At 47.4% G+C, this 24,876-nt stretch carries 25 protein-coding genes; 10 read left to right on the top strand and 15 right to left on the bottom strand.

The annotated features are described in order from the left end of the window. Window positions 1-19: 19 nt before the first annotated feature. A complete protein-coding gene (locus ACEW81_RS02370; RefSeq protein ID WP_373531361.1) occupies window positions 20-157 on the bottom strand; it encodes a hypothetical protein in 138 nt (45 codons plus the stop codon). 39 nt (window positions 158-196) lie between these two features. On the opposite strand from ACEW81_RS02370, the gene ACEW81_RS02365 reads away from it, so the two are divergent. Continuing rightward, entirely contained in the window at window positions 197-565 is a 369-nt protein-coding gene (locus tag ACEW81_RS02365) for a type II toxin-antitoxin system HicB family antitoxin (protein WP_373531360.1), read from the top strand. Between the two features lie 495 nt (window positions 566-1,060). Here ACEW81_RS02365 and ACEW81_RS02360 read toward each other — a convergent pair whose 3' ends face one another. The 9 genes from ACEW81_RS02360 to ACEW81_RS02320 are packed head-to-tail and all read right to left on the bottom strand — an operon-like array spanning window position 1,061 to window position 9,829. After that, entirely contained in the window at window positions 1,061-1,438 is a 378-nt protein-coding gene (locus tag ACEW81_RS02360) for a response regulator (RefSeq protein WP_373531359.1), read from the bottom strand. A 13-nt stretch (window positions 1,439-1,451) separates the two neighbouring features. Further along, window positions 1,452-1,955 (bottom strand): chemotaxis protein CheX, encoded by a 504-nt coding sequence (locus ACEW81_RS02355; protein WP_373531358.1) that lies wholly within the window; start codon window positions 1,953-1,955, stop codon window positions 1,452-1,454. Window positions 1,956-1,988: 33 nt separating this feature from the next. Next, the gene (locus ACEW81_RS02350; RefSeq protein WP_373531357.1) at window positions 1,989-2,363 is read right to left on the bottom strand and encodes a response regulator; all 375 of its coding nucleotides are present in this window, start codon (window positions 2,361-2,363) and stop codon (window positions 1,989-1,991) included. Then, the gene (locus tag ACEW81_RS02345; protein WP_373531356.1) at window positions 2,344-3,210 is read right to left on the bottom strand and encodes a CheR family methyltransferase; all 867 of its coding nucleotides are present in this window, start codon (window positions 3,208-3,210) and stop codon (window positions 2,344-2,346) included. Before ACEW81_RS02345 ends, ACEW81_RS02350 begins: the two co-directional genes overlap by 20 nt. Window position 3,211: 1 nt before the next feature. Beyond that, window positions 3,212-4,315: a chemotaxis-specific protein-glutamate methyltransferase CheB gene (gene cheB, locus ACEW81_RS02340; RefSeq protein WP_373531355.1), complete on the bottom strand. Its 1,104-nt coding sequence runs from the start codon at window positions 4,313-4,315 to the stop codon at window positions 3,212-3,214. Next, complete coding sequence (locus ACEW81_RS02335) at window positions 4,312-4,785, bottom strand: chemotaxis protein CheW (protein WP_373531354.1); 474 nt, start codon at window positions 4,783-4,785, stop codon at window positions 4,312-4,314. Before ACEW81_RS02335 ends, cheB begins: the two co-directional genes overlap by 4 nt. Next, a complete protein-coding gene (locus tag ACEW81_RS02330; RefSeq protein WP_373531353.1) occupies window positions 4,752-7,475 on the bottom strand; it encodes a chemotaxis protein CheA in 2,724 nt (907 codons plus the stop codon). The genes ACEW81_RS02335 and ACEW81_RS02330 overlap by 34 nt, the downstream gene beginning before the upstream one ends. Further along, window positions 7,465-7,779 carry an STAS domain-containing protein gene (locus tag ACEW81_RS02325; RefSeq protein WP_373531364.1) on the bottom strand — a complete coding sequence of 105 codons (315 nt, stop codon included), beginning with the start codon at window positions 7,777-7,779 and terminating at the stop codon, window positions 7,465-7,467. The genes ACEW81_RS02330 and ACEW81_RS02325 overlap by 11 nt, the downstream gene beginning before the upstream one ends. Window positions 7,780-7,783: 4 nt before the next feature. Beyond that, window positions 7,784-9,829, bottom strand: a complete 2,046-nt coding sequence (locus ACEW81_RS02320; RefSeq protein ID WP_373531352.1) for a GAF domain-containing protein — start codon at window positions 9,827-9,829, stop codon at window positions 7,784-7,786. A gap of 111 nt (window positions 9,830-9,940) precedes the next feature. Between ACEW81_RS02320 and ACEW81_RS02315 the strand changes: the two genes are divergently transcribed. Together ACEW81_RS02315 and ACEW81_RS02310 are read left to right on the top strand one after the other, a co-directional pair. Continuing rightward, complete coding sequence (locus tag ACEW81_RS02315) at window positions 9,941-10,207, top strand: transposase (protein ID WP_373531351.1); 267 nt, start codon at window positions 9,941-9,943, stop codon at window positions 10,205-10,207. A gap of 17 nt (window positions 10,208-10,224) precedes the next feature. Beyond that, window positions 10,225-11,052 carry an IS3 family transposase gene (locus tag ACEW81_RS02310; protein WP_373531350.1) on the top strand — a complete coding sequence of 276 codons (828 nt, stop codon included), beginning with the start codon at window positions 10,225-10,227 and terminating at the stop codon, window positions 11,050-11,052. A 665-nt stretch (window positions 11,053-11,717) separates the two neighbouring features. Here ACEW81_RS02310 and ACEW81_RS02305 read toward each other — a convergent pair. Continuing rightward, window positions 11,718-12,470, bottom strand: a complete 753-nt coding sequence (locus tag ACEW81_RS02305) for a YqjF family protein (RefSeq protein WP_373531349.1) — start codon at window positions 12,468-12,470, stop codon at window positions 11,718-11,720. Beyond that, a complete protein-coding gene (locus tag ACEW81_RS02300; protein ID WP_373531348.1) occupies window positions 12,467-14,014 on the bottom strand; it encodes a cryptochrome/photolyase family protein in 1,548 nt (515 codons plus the stop codon). Before ACEW81_RS02300 ends, ACEW81_RS02305 begins: the two co-directional genes overlap by 4 nt. A gap of 296 nt (window positions 14,015-14,310) precedes the next feature. Between ACEW81_RS02300 and ACEW81_RS02295 the strand changes: the two genes are divergently transcribed. The 6 genes from ACEW81_RS02295 (at window position 14,311) to ACEW81_RS02270 (ending at window position 21,047) form a co-directional block, all read left to right on the top strand. Continuing rightward, window positions 14,311-15,039: an SDR family NAD(P)-dependent oxidoreductase gene (locus ACEW81_RS02295; protein ID WP_373531347.1), complete on the top strand. Its 729-nt coding sequence runs from the start codon at window positions 14,311-14,313 to the stop codon at window positions 15,037-15,039. Window positions 15,040-15,041: 2 nt separating this feature from the next. Beyond that, window positions 15,042-15,995: an NAD(P)/FAD-dependent oxidoreductase gene (locus ACEW81_RS02290; RefSeq protein WP_373531346.1), complete on the top strand. Its 954-nt coding sequence runs from the start codon at window positions 15,042-15,044 to the stop codon at window positions 15,993-15,995. A gap of 118 nt (window positions 15,996-16,113) precedes the next feature. Next, a complete protein-coding gene (locus ACEW81_RS02285) occupies window positions 16,114-17,592 on the top strand; it encodes a protein adenylyltransferase SelO (RefSeq protein ID WP_373531345.1) in 1,479 nt (492 codons plus the stop codon). Window positions 17,593-17,959: 367 nt separating this feature from the next. Then, window positions 17,960-19,369 (top strand): hypothetical protein, encoded by a 1,410-nt coding sequence (locus ACEW81_RS02280; RefSeq protein WP_373531344.1) that lies wholly within the window; start codon window positions 17,960-17,962, stop codon window positions 19,367-19,369. Window positions 19,370-19,436: 67 nt separating this feature from the next. Further along, complete coding sequence (locus tag ACEW81_RS02275) at window positions 19,437-20,300, top strand: nicotianamine synthase family protein (RefSeq protein WP_373531343.1); 864 nt, start codon at window positions 19,437-19,439, stop codon at window positions 20,298-20,300. Window positions 20,301-20,402: 102 nt separating this feature from the next. Continuing rightward, complete coding sequence (locus ACEW81_RS02270; RefSeq protein WP_373531342.1) at window positions 20,403-21,047, top strand: cob(I)yrinic acid a,c-diamide adenosyltransferase; 645 nt, start codon at window positions 20,403-20,405, stop codon at window positions 21,045-21,047. 105 nt (window positions 21,048-21,152) lie between these two features. Here ACEW81_RS02270 and ACEW81_RS02265 read toward each other — a convergent pair whose 3' ends face one another. After that, complete coding sequence (locus ACEW81_RS02265; RefSeq protein ID WP_373531341.1) at window positions 21,153-21,584, bottom strand: hypothetical protein; 432 nt, start codon at window positions 21,582-21,584, stop codon at window positions 21,153-21,155. A 734-nt stretch (window positions 21,585-22,318) separates the two neighbouring features. Between ACEW81_RS02265 and ACEW81_RS02260 the strand changes: the two genes are divergently transcribed. Continuing rightward, window positions 22,319-23,305: a universal stress protein gene (locus ACEW81_RS02260; RefSeq protein WP_373531340.1), complete on the top strand. Its 987-nt coding sequence runs from the start codon at window positions 22,319-22,321 to the stop codon at window positions 23,303-23,305. Window positions 23,306-23,339: 34 nt separating this feature from the next. Here ACEW81_RS02260 and ACEW81_RS02255 read toward each other — a convergent pair whose 3' ends face one another. Then, entirely contained in the window at window positions 23,340-23,516 is a 177-nt protein-coding gene (locus tag ACEW81_RS02255; protein WP_373531339.1) for a hypothetical protein, read from the bottom strand. Window positions 23,517-23,624: 108 nt separating this feature from the next. Next, window positions 23,625-24,875, bottom strand: a complete 1,251-nt coding sequence (locus tag ACEW81_RS02250) for an MFS transporter (RefSeq protein ID WP_373531338.1) — start codon at window positions 24,873-24,875, stop codon at window positions 23,625-23,627. Window position 24,876 lies beyond the last annotated feature (1 nt).

Here is a 24,876-nt window from a genome sequence, read left to right as displayed (position 1 = left end):
CAAAGCCCTATTGACCGGTCTAGGATTCAGCGCCCGCCAAGCTGGAAGCCATATCACTTTCGCCAAGGGAGCCAGCCGGATCACCATTCCCGCCGCTTCTCAGGTAAAGCCGGTATATCTCCACCAGCTTTGCGAAATCCTCAGGGGGTTGGGTCATTAGACCCTCCCCCACCTCAAAGGCTAAAAGGAGCAGCGCATGTCAAACAGTAATGAAAAAAATCTAGAGTATTATCTGGCTTTACCCTGGTCGTTCAGCATTGAGAAAAAAAATGATGCTGGGGAATACTACTTTGCCAGGGTCAACGAGCTGAAATGTTTTACTCATGGTCAAACGGCTGACGAGGCCATGAAGAACATTATGGAGGCGCTACAGCTTCACATTGAAGCCTCTATTGAAGATGGGACGCCTATTCAGGAGCCTCCCAAGCCTGAAGAATTCAAAGGCCAAATCGCCTACCGCACAAAGCCTGAGAAACACTATCAGATAGCAAAAGAAGCCAATCGCCGGAATATATCGATTAACAAACTGATTGATCAGGCGGTTGACTCGGTAATATCTGCTTAACTAAAAGCCCCCGGTTCGCTGGGGGCTTTTTTAATTTGTAAAGATTTAGGCCACCATGTGATTGAAAATTGATGTGATGAGCCCAGATTGATTTACAAAAACAGTTCTCACCTCGTTGCGCTTGTACCACCAAAAAGCTCACTATTAATAGTGAGCTTTTTTATTGGGTAAGTGCCCTGTTTATTCAACCGCTGACATTGGGCAAAAGTGAAACGTCATTGTTCAGTCAAGCCAGAGTAGCGGAGCGATGTAGCCTTTTCAGGGCGTTAAAAGTCTTACGGTTGAACGGTTTCCAATGTTGGGCAGCGCTCAATACTTTTCTATGGAAAGGTTACGGTGGATGGATGCCGACAGTCTACGATAACTTAAAGGGGAAAGGGGGTTGGAAGCGGTCATCGTGAATCTACTGGGGCAGGCCTCAGTTCAATATCGTTACCAGGCAGTCGTGCCGTGGAATCTTTTCACATTCGGGGTTAATGGAGCATTGACTGGTTTCTAGGATACAATTAACTGCTCAAATTTATCTCTTAAATCTTCAGCGTTAAAGGGTTTTACCAGGTAGTTGTTGGCGCCTGCCTGAATGGCTTTAACTACATTCGTTTTTTCGCCTTCAGTGGTCACCATTAATATGGGCGTTTTATTGCCGCTTTCTCGAATGGCAATCACCGCATCAATGCCAAGCATATTGGGCATATTCCAGTCCATTAAAATAATATTGTACTGTTCTTTGCTGGCCAGGCTAACAGCCTCTACTCCATCTTCAGCCTGAGTGATATTTTCTTCCTTAATGTTCAACCCCTTTAGGATTCCAATAATCACTTTTCTCATAATTGCGGAATCGTCAACGACGAGAACTTTCAATTCGTGATTCACCGTCATTCTCCTTTTAATTAAATTTAAATGAAACCTGGATAGAAAACTGTTGTTGTTCGGCTTCAAAAATGACCAGCAAGTAAGGACATTTTTTGGGTCTGGTATAGATCTCATGCCCACTTCCTTGAATGATACTGGGTAATGAGAGAGTGTAGGTTGAGCCACTTTGTTTTGAAAGCGCTGTTTTGGTGTTGCCTGATATCATATTTACCAATTCACCAATGCCGTCACACCGATCTTCAGAGGACACCTGTTCTGGGCTGACGCCCAATAGTTTGCTGACCACAATGCTGGCAAGACTCAATGGGAAAGACAGTGCGATCATGCCTTCGCCACCCTCGCCCATAATGCCAATTACGGCAGAAATATCACCTGTTGGGGCATAATCGGGCTGTGGCTTTATTTGCTGAACCGTGGCTGTGCAGTTAGCCATGGTGCTTAAAATGCTTTGGGTGGATTCAATAATGGCGTTGACCAGATTGGCATCTAATGCGTTTTTCTCAGTGGTGCTGCTCATGTCTGACAGTCCATTCCTTTCATTGATTAGTCGTTAAAATGTGGTGCCGATGCATTCTAGCATTCTGCTTGTCAGATCTTCTGGTGTAAAAGGCTTGGTCAGGTAGTGTTTTGCACCCATCTTAATCGCCTCTACAATGTTGTTTTTTTCCCCTTCGGTTGTGACCATCATTACCGGGATATTTTTAAATCGATCATCGGCTTTTAGCATTTTTAGGGTTGAAAATCCGTCCAGAACCGGCATGTTCCAGTCCAGCAAAATCAAGCCAACTTCCTGGTGCTGTTTAGATAATATGGCTAAGGCCTCAGCACCATCACCGGCTTCTAGAAAATCCAGTCCCAGCACTTCAACGCTACCGCGTATAATTTTTCGGACAATAGTTGAGTCATCAACCGACAATATTTTCAAGGCCATCTCCCTTTAGTTGATAAAATACACATTGCTTATATTCCAGTCGATTAAAGTCGTCGCTAAGGGCGTGTAATGACTCTGAAGCGCCCAGAATTAGGTACCCTCCCGGATTCAGGACTTGAGAAATTCTTCTGAATAAATCAATTTTAAATTCTACCGAAAAGTAAATGGCAACATTTCGAAGCAGGATTAAATCGAACGTGCCCAGGTGATTCAAAGACTTCATGAGGTTCACTTGCTGAAATTGAACCATTTCTTTAATTTGATTATTCAGGGTGTAAACCCTGCCATCCTGATTGAAATAGCTGTTGAGTAGGTCTTCTGGCATTCCTCGGGAAATGGATATTGAATCATATCGACCTGCTTTGGCCAGGAAAAGAACGGCACTGGAAATATCAGTTGCCAAAATGGAAAGGCCCCCGTTGAGCAGTTCAGTTCTTTTGCCATTCTTGGCAAATTCGTTCGCTTTTATGGCAATAGAGTAGGGCTCTTGCCCTGTGGAACAAGCTGCGGACCATACTCGAATCTGTTTTTTGGACCCGGCTCTTAGTTGTTCTGAAAAATGAGGGAACAAATGCTCATCCAAAGCAATGTAGGGTGAATTATCCCGAAACCAGAGTGTTTCGTTGGTGGTCATTGCGTCAATAATTTTATTTTTTAGCAATGGGTCGGCTTGAGTTTTATGGTAGAATTGAGTAAACGTGTCACAGTCTTGCTCTACCAACATTTTACTCAGTCTACTTTCCAGTAGATAGGCTTTCTCATCACCAATGGCAATGCCACACTCGCTTTCAATTAATTTTCTGAATAATTCAAATTCGATGTTAGTAATTGTTAAAGACATATCAGGGCTTTCCAACCTTAACTAGAGTAACAATACGTGTCGCCAATTGATCCAAAGGTATTACCTCATCTGCCAGGTTTAGTTCTGCCACTGCTTTTGGCATCCCATAGACCACACAGGTTTCTTCACTTTGAATGAGTGAATGGCACCCTGTTTGTTTCATGAATTTGACACCCAGCGCTCCGTCACTACCCATGCCGGTCATGACCAATGACAGTACAGAATCTCCATAGGCGGCTGCTACTGATCTGAATAGAACATCCACAGACGGTCTACAGCTATTTTCAGACGGATCTTCTGTTAAAACAATTTTTACCTCAGTTTTTTCTCTGACCACAGTCATGTGTTTGCCCCCAGGGGCTATATAAGCAGTGCCTGAAACCACTGCCTCTGACTGTACTGCTTCTTTAACCTGCATTTTTGATTTTTTATCCAGACTTTTGGCGAGTGATTCTGTGAATACAGGTGGCATGTGCTGCACAATTAAAATTGGAATGCCAAGGTCTTCTGGTAATTTTGGCACTAGTTCTGTTAGCGCATTCGGCCCGCCTGTGGATATTCCAATTACTAACACGTCAAACCGCTTTACTGTGGTTTGCAGGTTTGGATTGATGATTGACCTGGAGGGCGATGAAGGCGTAAGGCTTGATGTTTTTACAACACTGGTTGAGTGCCTGGGTTTTTCAATCAAATCACGTCGGTAAAGAAAATGCCGAATAACCGGTTGTAGTTTTTTAAGCAACTCTTCCTTACTGTGGCTGATGGTGCCTTCATCAGGCTTGGGTATAAAGTCCAGTGCGCCAAGCTGAAGGGCGATGATGGTGCTATCGGCACTGCCTTTATTGGTGCCACTAACCATGATCACGCCAATATCCGGGTAATCTTTTCGCAATACTGCCAATGTTTCCAGGCCATTCATTTCAGGCATTTCTATATCAAGCAAAATTAAATCAACCGCGGTGGTGTTTAACTTCACTAAGGCCTGTTTGCCGTTGATTGCGGTTTCTACCACTTGTGTTTCAGGAATGTCTTCTAATACGGTACGCAAAATACTTCGGTAAGTCACCGTATCATCAACAATCATCACTTTGAGCGTTTGGCTCATGAGAATGCTACTTGTCTTAAAAGTTTTTCTACGGAAAGAATGGCAACCAGCTTGTTGTCCTGCTTGATTACACCACTTAGGAACTGACCATCGACTTTCCCCAGGTTGGCAGGAGGAAATTCAATATCCTCTTCGGAGACAATCAACACATCCTGAATATCATCGACCAGAAAGCCAACTTTATCGGGTGCTGTGACCAGTTCGTTGTTGATGTTTTGTAGTTCTTGATCTGTTTTTAGGATGATATTGTGCGAACGCTCTGACAGTTGCGTATCTTTTAAGCCCAGTCGTTTGTTTAAGTCCAGAATCGTCACGATTTGTCCACGAAGGTTCAATAAGCCTCTGATATAGTCAGCCGCATGGGGAATGGGGGTCATTTCTAACTGCCGGTTTATTTCCCGAATCAGCAGAATTTCTATACCATAATGCTGTTCGTTTAATAGGAAAGTTGCAAAGGATCGGCTGGCCATTCTGCGCTCCTGTCTTCTTTATAGGATAGTCCGGCAGCGCTTAGCAGCCCTTCGGAACTAAGTACCAGGGTAATGTGTTCATTAATAACCGCTGAGCCCAGCACACCTGGATGCTTTATGGAGCCATCTTTCTCCACGGCCACATCTACGGTGTCAATAATGCTGGATGCAATAATTCCCGCTTTGGAGTTTCCGCCTTTTGGAATGATTAGATAAACCTCTTCCAGGCTTTCCTGGATAGGGCTCACTGGCAAATGCTCGTCTAAAAACAGGAGCTTCATGCTTAAGCCTTTGTAGGGAAGAAATCTTTGGTTTCCCAGTTTCTCAACACTGGAGAGCTTTATTTTTTCCAGCCTCAGTATTGATTCCAGTGAAATGGCAAAAATCTCTCCAGGGGCGCAATGGAAAAGCAGGCTTGATTTCTTTTCACCTTGTAGGGTTTGACTATTGGCCAGTTTAGAGCTTAAATTTCTTTTTTCTTCTTCAGCGGCCACTTCTCCAAAAGAAAGGCCCACCATGCCAATGAGTCCGCCAACATCCAGAATCATGGCCACTCGACCATCTCCCATAATGGTTGCACCTGAAAAGCATTTGCAGCTTTTCAAAAACTGGGAGAGGGGCTTGACCACAATTTCTTCTATATCTTTAATTTCATCTACAATTAAGCCATATTCTCGATTGCCAGATTTTAATACCAAAATGTTGTAATCACCCTGGGGATTTATGCGTCGCTCTGGAATGAACGCCGGAGTGGTTGATTCCAGTCGTTGATCATGAATTGTTTCGCGCTCATCAACTTTTAATAGCTGGCTTTGGGGATCCAGGTAATATTTTTCAAGTCCCAATACGTCGCTAAGTCTGATCAATGGCAGTAGTTTACCCCGCAGTCTTAATACCGATGCCGATCCCACCTTTTCAATGCGTGAACTGATTTGAGCGGTGGTAACACAGACCAGTTCTACAAGGTTGATTTGGGGGACTGCGAAAACCTGATCCGCGGTACTCACCACCAAGGATGGCACAATGGCAAGGGTCAAGGGCAATCTAAGCGTGATGGTGGTTCCTTTTCCTTTTTCGGTTTCAATGTTGATGCTGCCGCCAATTTGCTCAATATTGGTGCGCACCACGTCCATGCCAACGCCCCGACCGGAAACATCCGTTACTTTTTCCGCCGTTGAAAATCCGGGCGCGAAAATCAGGTTAACCTGTTCCTGAGGACTCAGTTGACGTAGGGTAGCTTCTGTTAAAAGCCCTTTTTCTAAAGCTTTTTGGGCAATGACTTCATGATCAATGCCAGCGCCATCATCAACCACTTCAATGTTCAAATGTCCGCTTTCCTGGTAAGCCCTTAAAAAGATACTGCCTTCTTTGGGTTTCCCATTTTTTTCACGAACATCCGGTTTTTCCAAAGCATGATCACAGCAATTTCGGATTAAGTGGGTTAGTGGATCGGATAAATTTTCTAAAATGGATTTGTCCAGTTCCACTTCTTCTCCGGTCATTTCCAATCCAATTTCCTTGTGGAGTTGCTTGGCCAGATCCCTTACTACGCGTGGAAATTTTCCAAATACACTGGAAATTGGCTGCATCCGGGTCTGCATAATATGCTCTTGCAAGTCGGATGTTACCAGGTCCACATTTTGAATAATATTGCCTAAATCCGAGTTGGACTGGTTGTGACTCTGGAAGGCGCGGGTTAATTGATTTCGAGCCAACACCAGTTCGCCCGCTAAATCCATGAGTCGATTTAAAAGTTCTACTTTTACCCGAATGCTTTCATTAGAGTCCACTGATCCGCCAGCGGTATTTTTCGGCTGTTTTTTCGGTGTCTCGGTGGTTGTCGTTTGTTTTTCATCGGATGCTTGAGCGGACTCTGTTGATTGGGTTTTAACTTCATTCGAAGCTTCTGTTCCGAACAGCTCGTTGACCTGCAGCCTGGAAATTTGTTCCGCCGGAATATCAAAAGCAATGGGCAGTAAGTCCAGTTCCAGAACGCTTGCGTACAAAAAACGAAGTGGCAGGGGAGAGCTTAGCGCCTCCGCCAGGCTTGGTATTCCTGAAATGTCCAGCATGGTATCCAGAACAATACCGACCCCTAGCAGGGTGTCCATAAACTGTAATGGGTTGCGATCTTTCCGGGAGAGATCGCCATCCATGAAAACCTTCAGCGAATATAGCGTTTGTCCGTTTCTCACCGCTGATTCTACGGCGATGCGGTCCGGGTTGAAATAGGACAGGGCTTCATCTTTTGGCGCGCCTTCTACGGTGCTGATTTGTACCGGCGCACTGGTGTTGGGGCCGCCATGAATAACGTTCTCAAGTTGATCAACCAGATCCTGATAGACCACTTGTTCGCTGGCTTGTATGTCATCCAGCATGCTGCGTAGCCGATCGACACCTAGTAGCAACGGGTCCATCACCAACGGGCTGGGCAACAGTTTTCCGTCACGCACAAGCATTAACACGTTTTCCATGCAGTGGCCCAGAGACTTGACCGCTTCTAGTCCAAAGAAGCCAGCAGCCCCTTTAATACTGTGAATGGCCCGGAATACACGGTTAATGATATCGGCATCGGTTTCGGCGCCGTCTCGCTCCATAACCAGCAAATCCGGCTCAATCGATAACAGGTGTTCTCGGCTTTCAATTACAAATTCCAGCAGTAACGATTCATCGTTCAAGCTACTTGCCACTTGCGACCTCCCGAATTTCCATTAGCTGCTCCATCTTGCAAAGCTGAAGCACTTTATAAACGCTGGGGTGAGCCACATCCAGGCTAAAGTTTAAGCCTTTTTCCTGGCAGGTTTTATAAAGACCTGCCAGAATTTTGACGCCAATAGAATCCAGTAGTTCTACCTGAGTCATATCCAGCACCACGTTGTTGGCACTGATGTTTTGCAGGCTTTCCTGAAGTTTCTGGCACAGCGCTTCCGCAAAGGTGTGGCTAAAGTTTTCCTCGGCGATCAGTTTGAGGGTGTTGCCCTCTTCAACAGCAATAATGTTAGTACTTAAATCCTTCTACCAGTTCTTTCAGATCGACCGAGTTATCCGTAATTTTGCGAGAGGCAACCAGTGAATCATTGCTGCTCATGGCCGTTTTTTCAGCGGCGTTGGCCACGCTCAGGATACTTTTAGCGATGTCTGTACTTCCTTTCGCGGCATCATTTACAAAGCGACTGATTTCGTTGGTAGTGGCCGATTGTTCTTCAACCGCGCTGGCGATGACCACGTTGATCTGGTTAATTTCGCTCACAATTTCAGTGATTTCATTAATGGCCTGAATGGCCTGGGTGGTGTTGGTCTGAATTTCCTCAATCCGCATACGGATATCCTCAGTGGCTTCCGCCGATTGTTTGGCCAGCGCTTTAACCTCGTTGGCAACAACGGCGAAGCCTTTACCTGCTTCTCCCGCCGTGGCGGCTTCAATGGTTGCGTTCAGGGCCAGTAGATTGGTTTGAGAAGCGATGCCTTTAATCAGTTCTACAACGTTGCCCACTTCTTTGGCGGATTTGGCCAAGTTATTGACGATGCCTTTGGTGACCTCCCCGGTTTTTTCAGCCTTCCCGGTCATGTTGGCAGCGTTGCTGGAGTTTTTGGAGATTTCCAGAATACTGGCGCTCATTTGCAGGGCTCCGTTTGCCACGGTTTGCAAGCTGGTACTGACCTGTTCGGCTGTGGCGGAAACCACTTTGGCTTCATTGGAGCTTTCTTCCGCGTTTTGTAAAATTTGCTGACTGAGGTTGGTCATGTTACCCGCCGATTCGGCAACCAGTCTGGATGTGCTATCAATATCGCCAATGCTTTTGCGCAAGTTGTTAAAAAACTTGGATAAGCCTTCTCCCATCTGTCCAATCGCATCGGAGCCGCTCACGTCTATCTCATGGGTAATGTCGCCCTGAGTGGCCGCATCCACAATGGTTAAAATACGAGCCACCTTGTCCTTCAGGTCTTGGGCTTGCATTTGTTCTTCTTCCATTTTTTTAATACGCTCTAAAGCGTTGGAAACCAGTCGGCCTACATTCCGCAGGGCTTTCATGCGGCTATCTGAAAGGGTTAAGGTTTTCATGGAGAAAAAATCCATGGTGCCAACCACTTCGTCCTGAACGATAATGGGGAAGCAGACCCCCGATTTTACGCCAGCGTTCTGGGCGCTTTCCCGTCTACAGCAATCGGTCAGTACGCCCAAATCTTCCACAAACATCAAGTCGCGCTCTTTCCAGGTACGCCCGCTGAAGCCCACGCCTTTTTGAAAGCTGGCCTCTGCCGTCACTTTGTGGAATTCAGGAGTGACTTTGCCGGAATCGATGACAAATCGTAGTACGTTTTCTTCAGGCTCAATTTTCCAATAGGAGCCATAAGCCCAGCCGAATTCTTCTTTAACGGTGTCCAATACAATTTTGGCTGCATCCTCAATGGAGGTGGCCTGACTGACCAGTTCCAGCACTTTATTGACCGCTGAGGCGTTGGAAGTGTCTTCTATTTGCTCCTGATTTTTTTGCAGGCGTTCAATGCTACTGGCTACCAGTCTGGAAATGCTTTTTAGCGCATTCAGGCGCTCTTCGGATAGGGTTAATGTTTTAAGGGAAAAGAAGTCCATAGTGCCAATCAGGTTGCCGTTGACATTAATGGGAAAGCACACCCCGGATTTCACCCCTGCTCGCTGAGCAATCGGCGCTCTTGCGCAGTCGGTGACTTCTCCCAAATCGGGTACAAAGGTCAAATCATTTGCAGCCCAGGTACGACCACTGAGGCCAACGCCTTTATTGAAAGAGGTATTTTGGGTGATTGCTCTGAATTCCTCGTTGACACTGCCGGATTCATACTGAAACTTCAAAGTGTTTGCTTTGGTATCCAGCGCCCAGAACGAGCCATAGGCCCAGCCAAAAGATTCACGGACGGTGGCCAGTACAACACTCAAAGCCTCTTCTGTACTTTGGGCGGCAGTCAGTTTTTCCAGCACCTGAATAACTGCGTTGGTGTTGGACCTTGCTTCTGCCAAATCCTGAACATAACTCAATCCTTGAGTATCGCCACCCAAGCTTTCCAAGGCGCTTTGAATGGTTTTGCTGTTTCCGTTTTTAGGGGTTGATCTGAGTCCAGTATCGGGATCCGTTTAAAAGTAGAGGGTTTTGTTTTAATGCCCTTGAAAGGAGTTCCCATGAAGATCACAAGATTTACGGAAGAGCAAATCATAGCGGCGATTCGTAGCCAGGTATCCGGTGAAAAGACAGTAGAACGGGTGAGTCGAGAGCTAGGGATCTCGGCGGCCACGTTCTTTAAGTGGAAGCAGAAGTATGGCGGGATGACCATTTCTGAAGCCAAACGCTTACGGACCTTGGAATCGGAGAATGCCCGGCTCAAGAAGCTACTGTCAGACCGCACCTTGGAGCTGGATGCGCTCCAGGATGTTTTAAAAAAGTATTAGGGCCTACTCGCCGCCGAATGATTCAACAGGCCCTGGTTCGAGACTGGGGCTTGTCGATTCGGTCCAGTTGCCGTCTGGCTGGAATTAGCCGCAGTCATTTAAATCAACCCAGACTCATTGAAGAGGATGCATTAAGAGCAGAAATCAAGCGACTGGCATACAAACACCCCCGCTTTGGTTATCGCCGCATCCACGCCCTTCTGAAAGCAGGCTGGAGAATCAATGTCAAACGAGTCCGACGGATTTGGCGCGAGGAAGGCCTACAAGTTAAAAAGAAACGCAGAAGACGGCGCAAGGGCTCTGGCGTGACTTTCCTGGTGCCTGAACAGGCGAAAGCACCCAATCATGTCTGGACGCTGGATTTCGTGCAAGACCGGCTTGGCAAAGGCACCGGGATTCGGTTGCTGACGGTACTGGACGAATTCACCCGAGAAAGCCTGTGTATTCGGGTAGAGCGACGTTTACGCTCAGAAGATGTCCGCTTAACCCTGGAGGTCTTGTTTAAAGACTATGGCATTCCCATGTATTTACGTTCTGACAATGGGTCTGAGTTTATTGCCCGCTGTTTACAAGGCTGGCTAGAAACTCAAGGCACCAAACCTTTATTTATTGAGCCTGGAAGCCCTTGGCAGAATGGGAAGTGCGAAAGCTTTAACGGCCGGTTTCGGGATGAATGCTTGAATCTGGAATGGTTCGACAGCCTGAAAGAAGCCCAGGTGGTCATTGAAGCCTGGCGGGACCATTACAACAACGAGCGTCCACACAGTGCCTTGAACTATTTGGCACCCCGCCAATTTATTCATCACTGGCGGCAAGAACAAAGTATACTCCGCCAAAGTGCGTAACTCTAAAATCGCTTAATTACCTGCCTGAAAGTAAGCAGGCAGGTTTTTCAATGCGAAGGTATGGTGTAGAAAAGCTATTCAAAACCCTAGGCGGGTTTCAAACAGCTTTTCTACACCGCATTTTTGATCTCGACGACGATATTTTGAGTGTATTTTTTGAAGGCATCCGCTGAATTGTGCTAACATTCTGAAACTCTAATTTTGAATGGTACCGGCCGTGGGTCTCAGTCAGGGTGGTGTTACTGGACTTAGGCATGAATCATTCTCCATTGATTATCATTTAACGATGTACAAAATTGATAAAAATGCGCTAGTTTTTATGAAATTGAAAAATAAATAGAAAGCACAGATAAAGGCAGGGCTGTTGCCTTTGCCTGAAGTTTGACCCACTCAAACAGCGTTCAGGAAATATTAGACAAGGACTCGTTGACTACGACGATGTATAGCGATGGAATACTGTTTACTTAACACTAAATGCAATCAAAAAAACTTCCTATCATTGAATAAGCTTGTAAGAAAAATCAATTGAATGACAGTATTTCCGGTTCCTGGAATTTACGACTATATCCACTATACGGGATTGGACATTATTCAATGATCCTCTAGTTAAAGGATCATTCAAAAGGACAAAATGCTCCTGTTTCAAGGGCTTTGCCTTATTACAGCTAATTTTTGATACTGGAGTGGAATTTTACTATTGTGGCGGAATGGGTTGTTACATTCAGGCTTCTGGTGTAGGTGGTAAGGCTGGGTTCATTTTGAATACTGGAAAAGCCGTGCGCTTGCAGTAACCCGTTGGTTTTCACTTCAAATTCAGCGCTTTCCAGCGGCCAGGCATTGTGTTTAATGGTGGCGGTATAAAGGTTTCCTTTGCCATCCGTGGTATAGAGTCGGTAACGCTCGGTAAGCCAGCTTTGTAGCACCGCTTTTGAGTGGAGTGCAAGTGGTTCTCTCGTGGGCTGGTAAACCGCTTCAAATTCAGCGGGGTTGCCGCGCTGGTCCATGCGCTTGCTTTGGTAATGGATGCTGGAGCCGTTTGAATTCTTTTCTTTGATAGCATTGACGTGAATCTCCGCGTTCAGATAATTCAAGTGGTAGCAAAAGCGGGCTGCTTCCACAGAGATGCGATGATTGGCATCCAGGCAAAAAAAGTAAACCCCGCCTTCATTGCGCTGAAACCGAGAGGCCGGTTTTACATAGGTGCGTAAATTTAGCTCATGAAATCGCCAGGGAATAGCCAGCCCCGGCAGCCAATAGGTTAATGAAAATGGCACCACGCTCAGCCAGGCCTGTCCTTCTTTTACATCGGGTACCAGTTCATTAGGCAGTTGCGCTTGAAGCACCTGTGGATCGATGGGGTAATGCAGAAATAATAAATCATCCCACCGCTGCTGCAGGTTAAACGGAAGGCGGATCATGAGGGTGCCTCGCTATGGTGCGTTGCGTGTAGTTTTTTACGAATTTCGGTTGCCTGATTTTGAATGGCGATCAACTCTTCTTCCTTGAGGCGGGATAGATTTTTGACCTGAAATCCCATGCGTGGATTCCGGCTCAGCTCTTCCCGATGCCGTGTTAAAAAATCCCAGTATAGCGTGGTAAATGGGCAGCCGGTTGGCCCCAGTTTTTCAGCCGGGTTGTACGGACAGGTTTGGCAGTAATTGCTCATGCGCTGAATATATTTGCCGGTGGCCACATAGGGCTTGGAAGCCATAATACCGCCATCTCCAAATTGAGACATTCCCAGTGTATTGGGCAATTCGACCCATTCAAGGGCATCTACATAAACCGCTAAATACCACTGGTGCAGCGCCTCCGGGTTTACGCCCAGCAATAGGGCAAACAGGCCGGTGACCATGAGGCGTTGAATATGATGGGCGTATCCATATTCCAGGGTTTGAGAAATAGCGGCCTTCATGCACACCATTTCGGTGTTGGCGTTCCAGTAAAAAGCGGGCAATGGCTGGTCGGCTTTCAGGTGGTTCAGCTTGATGTAATCTGGCATTTTGAGCCAGTAAACCCCTCTAACGTATTCTCGCCATCCTAAAATTTGTCGGATAAAACCTTCCACTGATTCCAGCGAGGCTCGGCCTTGTCGATAAGCCGCTTCCACCTGATGAATAACGCTCAGGGGATCCAGCAATTTCAGGTTCATGGCCGCTGATAAGCGGGAATGGTATAGATACGGCTTTTGTTGATCGTTTTGCAACCACATGGCATCCTGATAACGGCCAAAGTCGCTTAATCGGTGATGGATGAAATCATGTAGGGCTATCAGGGCTTGCTCAGCGGTAACCGGCCAGTCAAATGTCGCTAAATTGCCGGGATGATCTAAAAAAACACGCTCAACCAGGGTCAGTACTTCCTGAGTGATTGCATCGGGTGGAAATGGGATGGGATCTGGAATGTGATTGAGTGTGGTTTTGCTGAAAGGTTCTCTGTTGTCGCTGTCATAATTCCAGCGATCCCCTTCGGGTTTTCCGTTGTCCATCAAAATATTGTATTTTTGACGCATCCAGCGATAAAAAAACTCCATGCGGAGCTGTTTTTTCCCTTGGGCGTAAGCCTGAAATTCCGTTTGAGAACAGAGAAAATGGGTGTCCTCTAAAAAAGTGCAGGGAATGCGCTGATGGTTGCAGACCTGCAAAATGGCTTCCCTTACATTCCATTCACCGGGCTGTACAAGGGTTACTTCTTGAGGGCGAAATTCCATGCAATCCTGAGCCAATTGCCGGGAAAAGCTCCCTTGGTTTTTAGGATCTTCTAAAGCGGTGTAAAAAACGGGATAACCCTTGTCTTCTAAAGTTTGCCTAAAATGTCGCATGGCGCTTAAAAATAAAGCGATACGGGCTTTATGGCTCCAGACTTTGGTTGATTCTTCCGCCACTTCCGCCATCCATATTAAATCACTGGTTGGATCCAGTGTGTTGAGTGCGGGGTTGTTCAGTGTCAATTGATCGCCCAAGATAAGGACAAGCCGTCGGACTGTCATAGGAGGTTGAAGCTTTTCCATTGTTGACACCTGATAGTTAGAAAGAAGTGAGACACTTGACGCGGCATGGCTAGAAAAACCGGATGATCGTTTCAATTCAAAGCAAAGTGAATGGATGTAGATGAATGGAATGGATGTTGCGTTGCTCAAATTATGGCAGTTTTCGGTTTGAACCGCAACAGCGGGCACCGGCTGTTTTTCTTTGCCTTAAAACATACAGCAACCATGGGCGATAGTGGTAAACTGGCAACCAGAAAGGTGGCCTGTAGATGAGTGTCATTTTAATTATTGGCGCAACGGGTGGCATTGGATCCGCATTGGCCCGAAAATTGAGCGCCTTGCACCATCAGCTTATATTGGTGGCTCGAAAAGAAGACAGGCTCATGGCACTGCAAAAAGAAGTGCGCGGTTCGGTGCATGCGCTGGATGCCACCCATATGCTGGCGATGGACGAACTGGTGAAACAGATTGTTCAGGAGCATGGCACGCTGGATGCCGTGGTTCATTGCGTTGGATCGATTTGCTTAAAGCCAGCCCACCGCACAACCGAGCAGGATTGGCAGGACACCATTGCTCAAAATTTAACCAGCGCGTTTATTACGCTGCGAGCCGCCACCGGGGTGATGCAAAAAACAGGCGGGGCCATTGTTTTATGTTCTTCGGCCTCTGCCCGAATTGGCTTGCCCAATCACGAGGCCATTTCAGCGGCCAAGGCGGGCATTATTGGCTTAACCTTATCGGCGGCGGCCACTTATGCCAGTAAAGGAATTAGAGTAAATTGCGTTGCGCCGGGTTTAATTGAAACGGATTTGGCGGCTCCTATTTTAAAAAGTCCCATGGCCCGTGAGGCCTCCATCAAGATGCATCCCCTGAACCGTTTGGGACAGCCCGATGATGTGGCCTCTGCCATTGCCTTCCTCATTCACCCGGATAATCAATGGGTGACCGGGCAGGTTTTAGGCGTTGATGGCGGTTTATCTTCATTGAAAGTGCATTAACGATGACTCAACCTTTTGATTGTCTGATTATCGGGGCCGGAATTTCCGGTCTTTTGGCTGGCGCTGAATTGCAAAAAGCGGGCCAGAACATCTTGATTGTGGATAAGGCCCGTGGTGTGGGGGGGCGCATGGCCACTCGCCGGAAAGATGGCTTTGCCTGGGATCATGGGGCTCAGTTTGCCCGGTTTCGCTCTGCTGCCATTCAGGATTATTTGCCCGCCTGGACCGAGAATAATCTGCTCAAACTCTGGTTCTCCTCGGGTTCAGAACCCGCCTGGATTGGGACTCAGGGCATGACCAGCCTGCCAAAGGGTTTGGCTGAACGCCTGCCGGTTCAATTGAATTGCAAGGTCACCAGCATTCGCCCCCTTCCAACCGGCTGGGAGGTTTTAGATGAGGGTGGTGGCGTTTATAAAGCCAATTCTCTTTTAATCACCGCCCCTTTGCCTCAGGCCCTGGCCTTGCTGGCCCCGCTGGATTTAGAAGAATCTCTGCTTGAAAACCTGAGCTCCATTCAATATTTTCCTTGTTTGGCCTTGTTAATTTCTCTGGCCGAAGGCACCGATAAAGTGCCTGCTTCCGGCTTATCTTTAGAGGATCATGCCGTGATTAGCTGGATGGCGGATAACCAGAAAAAAGGAATCTCTGATCGGCCATCGCTCACTTTGCATGCTTCGCCGGTTTGGAGCGAGCGGTATTTTGAGGCCGATGAGGCGGTGATTACCAAGTTGCTCCTAAAGTTTGCCGCCGATTGGATACCGTCCGCCTCGCTCTTGAATACGCAACTGATGCGTTGGCGCTACAGTTTGCCCCAGTCTCAATATACGGAGTTATTTTGCAAGGCCAGCGCTACGCCTCATTTGTTACTTGCTGGCGATGCTTTTGGCGGCCCTCGGGTAGAAGGAGCCATGTTATCGGGTCTTGCCGCTGCCGAATGGCTGATTCAAAACCAGTAAAATCTTGAGTTTTAAAGTTTTCCAACGTTATGTAAACCGTCATTTGCCGCTGATCAATGCTATTCTTTCAACACAATCCGTTATTCACACTCGCTCACTAGAAAAGACGTGCTTGAACATGCCTGAACTTTTTACCACCACCGTATCCGCAGGCTGGAATTTTGACAATTCCTATTGTCGCTTGCCTGAATTGTTTTACAAATTACAAAAACCTGGGCTTGTTCAGAATCCGGGCCGGGTTATTTTTAACGCCCGTTTGGCGGAATCTCTGGGGTTGAATCAGGAAGTGTTGCAATCGAACCAGAGTGAGCAGCTATTTGCGGGTAATCAATTGCCGCAAGGGGCTGAACCGTTGGCTCAGGCTTACGCAGGGCATCAGTTTGGCCATTTTACCACGCTGGGCGATGGGCGGGCTGTTTTACTGGGTGAGCATATCACCCCCGAAGGCCAGCGCTTTGATATTCAGCTGAAAGGTGCCGGACGCACCCCGTTTTCCCGAGGGGGAGATGGGCGGGCGGCTTTAGGCCCGATGCTCCGCGAATATATTATCAGCGAGGCCATTCATCATTTGGGCATTCCCACCACCCGCAGCCTTGCGGTGGTGACCACCGGCGAACCCGTGTATCGGGAAACTGCTTTGCGGGGAGCTGTTCTGACCCGAGTGGCGGCCAGTCACATTCGCATTGGTACGTTTCAGTATGCCTCGTCTTTTGGCAGTGCTCAGGAGCTTCAAGCGCTGGCTGATTACACGATTCAACGGCATTACCCGGCATTGATGGCGGTTGATGACCGGTATGTTCAGTTTTTACAGGCGGTCATGGACCGACAGGCTTCTTTGGTGGCTCAATGGCAATTGAGCGGATTTGTCCATGGGGTGATGAATACCGATAATATCGCCATCAGTGGTGAAACCATTGACTATGGCCCTTGTGCGTTTATGGATACCTATGATCCTGCAACCGTGTTTAGTTCCATTGATCGCCAAGGCCGATACGCTTATGGCAATCAGCCCACGCTGATGCAATGGAATCTGGCTCGCTTGACCGAGGCCCTATTGCCGCTGTTGCATGCCGATCCCTCTCAAGCGCTGGCCATGGGGCAAGAAGCGGTTCAGGGCTTTTATGCACGCTATCAGCGTTATTGGCTGGCTGGAATGCGCTCAAAATTGGGGCTTACTACCGAAGAATCTGAGGATGAAAGCCTGATTGCCAGCTTTCTGGACGGAATGGCCAAGCATCAGCAAGATTTTACCCATATCTTTCGGTTGCTGGCTTCAGATACTTTGCATCAGGCCCCTTATTTCAAGGAGCCAGCCTTTGCAGAATGGTATCAACAATGGCAAACACGCTTGCAGCGGCAACCACAGCCTTGGAGTGAGGTCCAATCCCTGATGAATGCCCACAATCCTGTGGTGATTCCTCGAAATGACCGGGTTGAAGCGGTGCTTTCCGCCGCTGTAGAACAGCAGGATTTTTTACCCCTTCAGCGCCTTTTGGCGTCTCTGGAATCCCCTTATACCGAGTTGCCCCAGCATGTGGAGTACTCCCTGCCCCCGAATCCGGGTGGGCCTGCCTACCGCACTTTTTGTGGGACTTGATTGAAGCACAAACTTTCCACGCTTCCCACTAGGCTAGATAGTGCGGCCTAGGGTTGGGGCTACTCGCTATGCATTTTTTATATAAAAACAAAGTGTGCGATCACGCTTGGTCATTGCGTTGACTTGATTGAAACAGTGGCTCGTTCTGATTCGATCTGATTTCATCTTGATTCCGTAAACTGCTATTGAAAATAATTCTCAACTTGAGTATATTTTGAGAATGATTCGCAGTTAGGACGCATGGCGCACGATTGCATTCCCTGTTAATAACCCCTTTGAGGTATTCGCCATTCTACCGGTCACCCCTTTTTCACCTTCCACCCGCTGGCCCAATGGGTACCAGCAGCTGTATGGTGGCGCCTCGGGTTTGCCGGAGAAGTCTTTTTCGGGTGTTAGAGGGGCTGATTACCCTTCTCTGAGCAAAAACCGGGCCAAGGAACCGCAAGGGGAAACCGAAAAAGACCCGGTGAATTTAGCCACCCCAGCCCATAAAACCGCCTGGGATACCATGGCTAAGACCAGTTTGGGGGCCATGCTGGTGGTCAATTCCGCCATGTTGTTTTCTCCCTTGATTGCCAAACGGCTAAAATCCTACGCCACCCCGGACAAACTGAAGGAAATTGGTCAGAAAACCTCGCCCAAAGTGGCCGATTGGGTGCAAAAGAACGCTGATTACACCAATCTGAAAACCACATTAACCCGCTTGGGCGCTTATGCCGCTTTGTTGCAGCTGAACACCGGTTACCAGGTGGGCATCAATACCCAGCAACCTTCCAAAAGCCTGTCTTCCTTTATGGGAACCCTGACCCAGTTAGGCGTTGTGTTAAAGGCGGAGATTCCTTATGTACAAACCTTATCCTATCTCAGTTCTTTTTTCTGGTTCTCCGGAGAAACCAATGATATTAAAAACACCAATAACCCTGGCCATCGGCGGGAATACGATCAGCGCCGATTGCTAAAGGCTTTTCGAGGCGAACAGGGCAAAGCGGCCCCCGGATTTTTTCAGGAGTGCGCCAATGCCTTTAAATTTATGGGTAAAGATTTTAAATACACTTTATCAACCGCCCCTTGGCAAAGCCTTAAAAACTCACTGCGGGATAAGCAGGATTTGAAAACCCCGCAACCTTATCAAACAGCCATTGGCGCCCAGTTGAATTTTGTTGCGGTGATTACGGCAACCATGGCATTTTGGGCTCAGGTGCGTGAAAAAGCCCGGGCTAAAAAAGAAAATGAGATCTTGGAGTTTGCGAAATTTAAGGAATGGCCCCCCCAGTATAAGAAACTGGCCACCCCTTTTATGCATGTGACCCAGGGGGTGATGGTTTTTTCTATTATCTCCTACCTGCCTGTTTTAATGCGGGCTTTGCAGAATAAAGGCGAAATTGACGGGGCGCTGACCTTTGTGGGCGTCCCCATGATTACCGCAAGCCAGGTGCTGAAAGGAACCTTGGACATTAAAAACTTGCAAGGGCTTCTGAACATGGGTTCTCCCATTGTGAATGAAGGTAAACGCTTGAATAGTAAGAAGTATCGAGCCCAGGTAAACTATTTAAGCGCCTTGCAGGCCCAGGCTCAAAGAAATCCAGGCTTAAAAGCCCATCATATTCTATCCTATCTGGAATCTCACCCGGATGAACTCAAGTCTATGACCTTGTTGATGGGTGACTTTAGAATGAACTATATTCTGGATCTGCTTCGCAATGGCGTGATTCGGCAGCAGACTCAAAATATCAGTTTTTCCGATTATTTATCGCCACTGATCACCATGGGCGCTTAGGCGCAATCCAAACCCCTTTTTTGTTTTACTACTCTCATCAATCAGCTCAATCAAAGGAAAGCCTGCTATGTCTATTCAGCGAAGTTATTCTGCGCCCTATTTGTCCTCTTTGCCTGCTGCTGCCTCTTCCTCTTCCGCCTCTAATGTAAAGGAGGCCTATGAGCAACTGGACAAACAGTTTAATCGGTTGGTGAGGGACGCAAAACGCCACCCTGTTTCTGAGAACAATGTTCAGCCCGATTGGATTGCTGACTTGCAAAAGGCCGCTCGCAGCCCTGCCTGGCAGGAAACGGTGGGAGATTTTGTGATGCGTAAGCATCCTGAGGATATGCAGCATTTACGGGATCAGTACGAAAAAAGAACGCTTTTGCTCGAAAATAATGCGGAAAAAAAAGAGGGCCAAAAATCAGCCAAGCCCGCCAAAAATGATTACAAGCAACTGAACTCTTCCTTCGCGGATTTGGAGGCTCGAGTCAGTAATATGACAAAGGGCAGTAAGGCGGTGTTTGTGGGCAGTGGCCCGCAGCCCAATACGGTGCTTGCCTATGTCAACCATGCGGATTCCGTTACGGGTATTGATATTAACCCGGAGGCAATTGAGGCCACCAAGGCAATCGCCAGTGCTTCCGGCGGTAAAATTCAGTTTGAACAGGTTCCTGGGGAAGCCTTTAACTATAAACCTTATACCCATGTGGGTATTGCGGTGATGGTACCTGATAAGGGCAAAATTCTGGAGCAAATCCGCAAAACCTCAGGGCCGGATTGCACGGTAATTGTTCGCAGCGTCGATGGTTTGAAAAATGCCATGTATGAAGGCTTTGATCCTGCTGCATCAAAGGGCTTCGAGAAAATCGCCACGCTGCATGGTACCGATCACAACATCACTCATGCCACTATTTTGCGGAAAAAGCCGTTGAATATTGTGGCCTGAACCTGCCGCTAGCCCAGCACTGGTTGCGTTTTAAAGATGCCAATTGGATTGCCAGCAGGGTAAACCCTGTTCAATTTGAGCATTATCTGCTTGAATAAAGAGATGGAAACGCCATTCTCTAACGAAGATTCCTTACCCGCTTCCAGTTCGCTAAGCGCTGAAACTGGGCGTGAAACTGGCGTGAGCGATGATTTATATAACCCCGAGTTTTCTGAACGGGGCTATATTCAAATTTATACGGGGGATGGGAAGGGCAAAACAACGGCCAGTCTTGGGTTGACCTTTCGGGCCTTGGGCCGAGGCTGGAATGTATTATTGGTGCTATTTACCAAGGGCGGCACCGATTATGGCGAACTTTTTTCAGCCCGACAACTCAGCCCCCAGCTTTCCAAACAACTCACTATTGTGCAAGCCGGGCTGGATCGTATTATTTTTAGCCATAATATGAAGCCGGAAGATGCCCAGGAAATTACCAACGGCTGGGAAATTGTGAAAAGGGCGGCTTTTTCGGGTAAGTATCAAATGATCGTGATGGATGAGGTGAATATTGCCATTGATTTGGGGCTGATTCCATTGCAGGAGATGAAAGATTTGCTGGGTGAAAAACCACCTGCCTTGGAGCTGGTATTAACCGGGCGGCGGGCTCACCCTGAAATTGTGGAGATGGCCCATCTGGTGTCTGAAATCAGGCCCATAAAGCATTATTGGGATCTGGGAATTAAAGCCCGCAAGGGGATTGAGTACTAACTTGTTTTAGCGCAAAAAAAGCTCCGAGATTGAATGAATCCCGGAGCTATTGAAAGACGCTGCTAAGTGGAATGAAATAAAGTCTGCCTGAGACTTTTCAAGAAATTATTTTTGTTCGGGCAATTGGCTGTTGGTGGTTACTTCCGCGTTAGCTTCCACTTCAGGAGCCTTGTCCTTGTGGAAGGTGCTAAACAGTTTTTGCACATTGGTGGATGAACTGACAGAGGACTGAGTTTCTTGCTTCAAGTCATCGTTTTCCAATGCGTCGTTACTGGATTTAGAAGGCTTGCTTTCAGCTGGTTGGGTTGGCTCAACTTTTGTTTCGCTTTGGCTGTTGTGTTCAACCTGAGTTTGTTCGGTTTTAATTTCTACATCAGTGGTGGCTTCCGTTTTGACAGGTGCTTTGATGGCCGAATTGGCGGGATTTGCGGGATTAAGGGTTGAGTTTACATCGGCGGAAACGTCTGCGGCCATGGCGGACGCACTGGTTAAAACAAGTACAGCCAATGCCGAGAACAAGGGTAAAGATTTTTTCATGGGAATTCTCCTTCTTTTTATTAATAAAATAATAAACTGCTAAGTTGATTCGCCTTTATTCAGGCTAGAGCGGTTTTTACTAAACTGAAGTTTCGAGTATTCTATGCGGCAAATCACTCACGTCTATTCGCTGATGGTGCTAGGAGCATCGCTAATGGTATTAAGACTATTGTCTAGATTGGCCTGTTATATTTAATGTTTTAAATTTTGAAATGCTTGAATGGGCTTGGCTTTAGGGGTTATTAAAATAAATGAAATTCAATGGGTTCAATGCGGTTTAATTTAATGGATTTTCAGCAGAGATCCATCGCTTGGCGATGGGGTTAATGTAATAATTGTTAAGTTTGATCCGTCAATAGTCTCAGTGGGTATTATTTTTCTTTTAGCGCTGATGGTGAATACCCACACTTGGTAATGCTTGTTAGCATACTTCCACACTCAATTTCTCTCATACTGAAGCTGAAACACCAATTTTATCCACATATCCTGACTGTAATCCCCAGTCGGGATTTTTTTTGAAAAACGACCCACTCAACTCTATGTTGACAGGTTTAAAGTTTAAAAATTATTGGTGACGGGCCCTTTCAGGCATGAATCGTTCCGCTGACTAGCACGGTTAACTCAAACTCTATCTGGTTCGGTTATTACATTTTGAGAGTGAATGGTTATGATGGAATGTCTGATAGTTTTATATTGGCACGTTTCACGGTGTGAATGAGGATAGGAATTGGCGCATGACCGATCGTTTGGGTTCTGAAACCGAATTGAACAAAAACACGCTGCTTCAATCGGGTACTACTCAAGAAAACCCTGTTACCCAAAAAGTAACGCTGGTTATTGAGTATGAAAATCTGTTTCCCCTGGAAGCCAGTGTCCTGAACAGCCTGAATCGTTTGCTAATGCCCAGTAACGTTGAGTTAACCCTGGTGCATGCGGAACTGGACTGGTTGACTGCTGAATCCAGTCAAAAGGAATACCCTGAAATTTTGGGGAAAACTTTACCGGAATTAGAAAGCAGGTTGAAACAGGCCAATCAAAAAGCCCGCCAGACCCTTTTGGATTTGGGGTTTGAGATTGTTGAGGAAATAGACTGTGGGCTTCGAGATAAAAGTTTGAAACGACTTACGGAAACCCTTTGGGAAACAGAGCAGGATTTGTTGGTGATTGCAACGGTTTCGGCTCATGATAATCAACCCGCTCAGCCCAGCCATTTCGCCTCTCGATTGGCCGCACATTCGCCAGTCTCGGTGTTGATGCTGAGAAATCCCATTGCTGCTTTACCGCCTCAGCCTTTTAAAATTTTATTTGGGGTGGATGGCTCAGAGACTTCTATGAATGCCGCTCGAAAATTGGGACAGATTCTGCAGACCCGGCAAAGTGAACTGGAGCTGGCCCTTGTTCAAAGTCCCGTTTATCAGGAAAACGCGGTGCTGGCCCCTTATGTGAATCAGGCGGTTCTGGATGAAGCGCTAGAAGTGAACGCCAAAATGGTTTTTGAAATGATTGCCGATATTCTGGAGCCGCAAGGCCTGCAAGTTTTAAAACAGTTAAAATTATCAGGATCTCCGGCCACGGAGTTGGGCCATTTGGCCCAAATAGAGCATCCTGATTTGCTGGTGGTGGGCTCCCATAATCGCAAAGGCCTATTGGCCTGGTTGATGGGTAGTGTGAGTTCTCAGTTAATGCAATGGGATCGCCACAACCTGTTGATTGTGAGATAGACAATCTGGTTTTACTATTTCTTGCGACTGTTTTTTATTCCTGATTTTGGGCGTGTTTTTGCAACTTGCTAAGTCTTTGCTTTTCCCGAAGTTGCTGGGTTGACAGAGACTCCAGCTCAGGGAGAGACTTCTGTCGGTTATCCTGATGAAAATGATAATCTTCCTGGCCGAACATTTCTTCAGTCACGTCTTTGCAATGTTTGTCGCCCATAATCAGTCCGCCTTTGGCTCTGTGAAAATTGGATAGAGTTACGGTATCAAAAAATTTTTTCCGCAGCTATTCGCTAACCGTCTGGCCTTTCACCCCAGTTGGATGGGATCAGGACTGGACTTTAGGGTTTGGGTTGGGTTCATGCAACCAGTCCAGTTTGCGAAGCTCCGGCCAGAGCAGTGCCGTTGCGATAACGGTGGCAATGGTGGCAAAGCCTCCAAACACCACTGAAAAAACGGGGCCCAAGAAATAGGCCACGGTTCCCGATTCAAAGCCTCCTAGTTCATTGGAGGTGCCAATAAAAACATAGTTAATGGCAGAAACCCTGCCTCGCATTTCATCCGGTGTTCGCAATAATACCAATGCCTGACGGATCACCACGCTCACGTTATCGCAAGCCCCTGCCAGAAACAGCATGAAAAAGGATAACCAAAAGTGGGTGGACAGACCAAATACAATGGTGGTGACTCCAAACCCGGCCACTGTGTATAACAGCCATTTCCCCGAATTTCGAAAATTGCCGTAGCGGGCCAAAACTAGCCCCATGATAATGGCGCCCAGTGAGGGAGCCATTTGCAACCAGCCCAACCCACTAGGGCCGACCTGTAAAATATCTTTGGCGTAAATGGGCAATAAGGCCACCGCGCCTCCAAACAGTACCGCAAATAAATCCAGGGTAATGGCGGCCAAAATCAGACGGGTTTTCACCACAAAGGCCAATCCAGAAAGCATGGACTTTAAAGTCATGGCTTGCTTGGGCATATCCAGCGACCGCACCTTAACCCAGCCTAGCATTCCCCAAAAAATCAGGCTGGCCAGGCAATCAATGGTATAAACCAGTGTGGCGTTGTGGTGCAGGCCAATGAGTAATCCTCCCAGGGCTGGCCCCAAGATGGCCGCAGCCTGAAAAAAAATACTGCTCCAGGTCACCGCGTTGGTGAAGTTGCGCTCGCTGACCACTTGCGGCAACAGGGCCGCATTGGCGGGACTGTGAAACGCTCGCCCGATGCCTGCCAGAAACAGGCAAGCATACATGGCCTGCACCGGGCCGTGGGTCAGTGAAAGAAAAATCAGCCCCCCAGTGGCGGCGGCGTTGATGATTTGGGCAAAAATAAGCACCTTGCGGCGATCATGGTTATCCACCCAATGCCCCACGGGCAAGGTAAGCAGAATGACCGGCAATAACTGGGCCAAACCCACCAGCCCCAAGGCCAGTGCGGAGTGGGTTTTCTCATAAATATCCCAGCCAATGGCCACCGCCAGCATTTGGCGCCCCAGCATGGAAATAAAGGAACCCATTGAAAAAATCAGGAAGTTTTTTTCCCGAAGGGCCTGATCAGTTGTGGGTGGCTGTGGCATG

Origin of the sequence: Vampirovibrio sp. (genome assembly GCF_041737375.1) — a bacterium.
Taxonomy (GTDB): domain Bacteria; phylum Cyanobacteriota; class Vampirovibrionia; order Vampirovibrionales; family Vampirovibrionaceae; genus Vampirovibrio.
The sequence above is the reverse complement of the archived record's forward strand: the minus strand, read 5'-3'. Positions and strand labels throughout refer to the sequence as shown.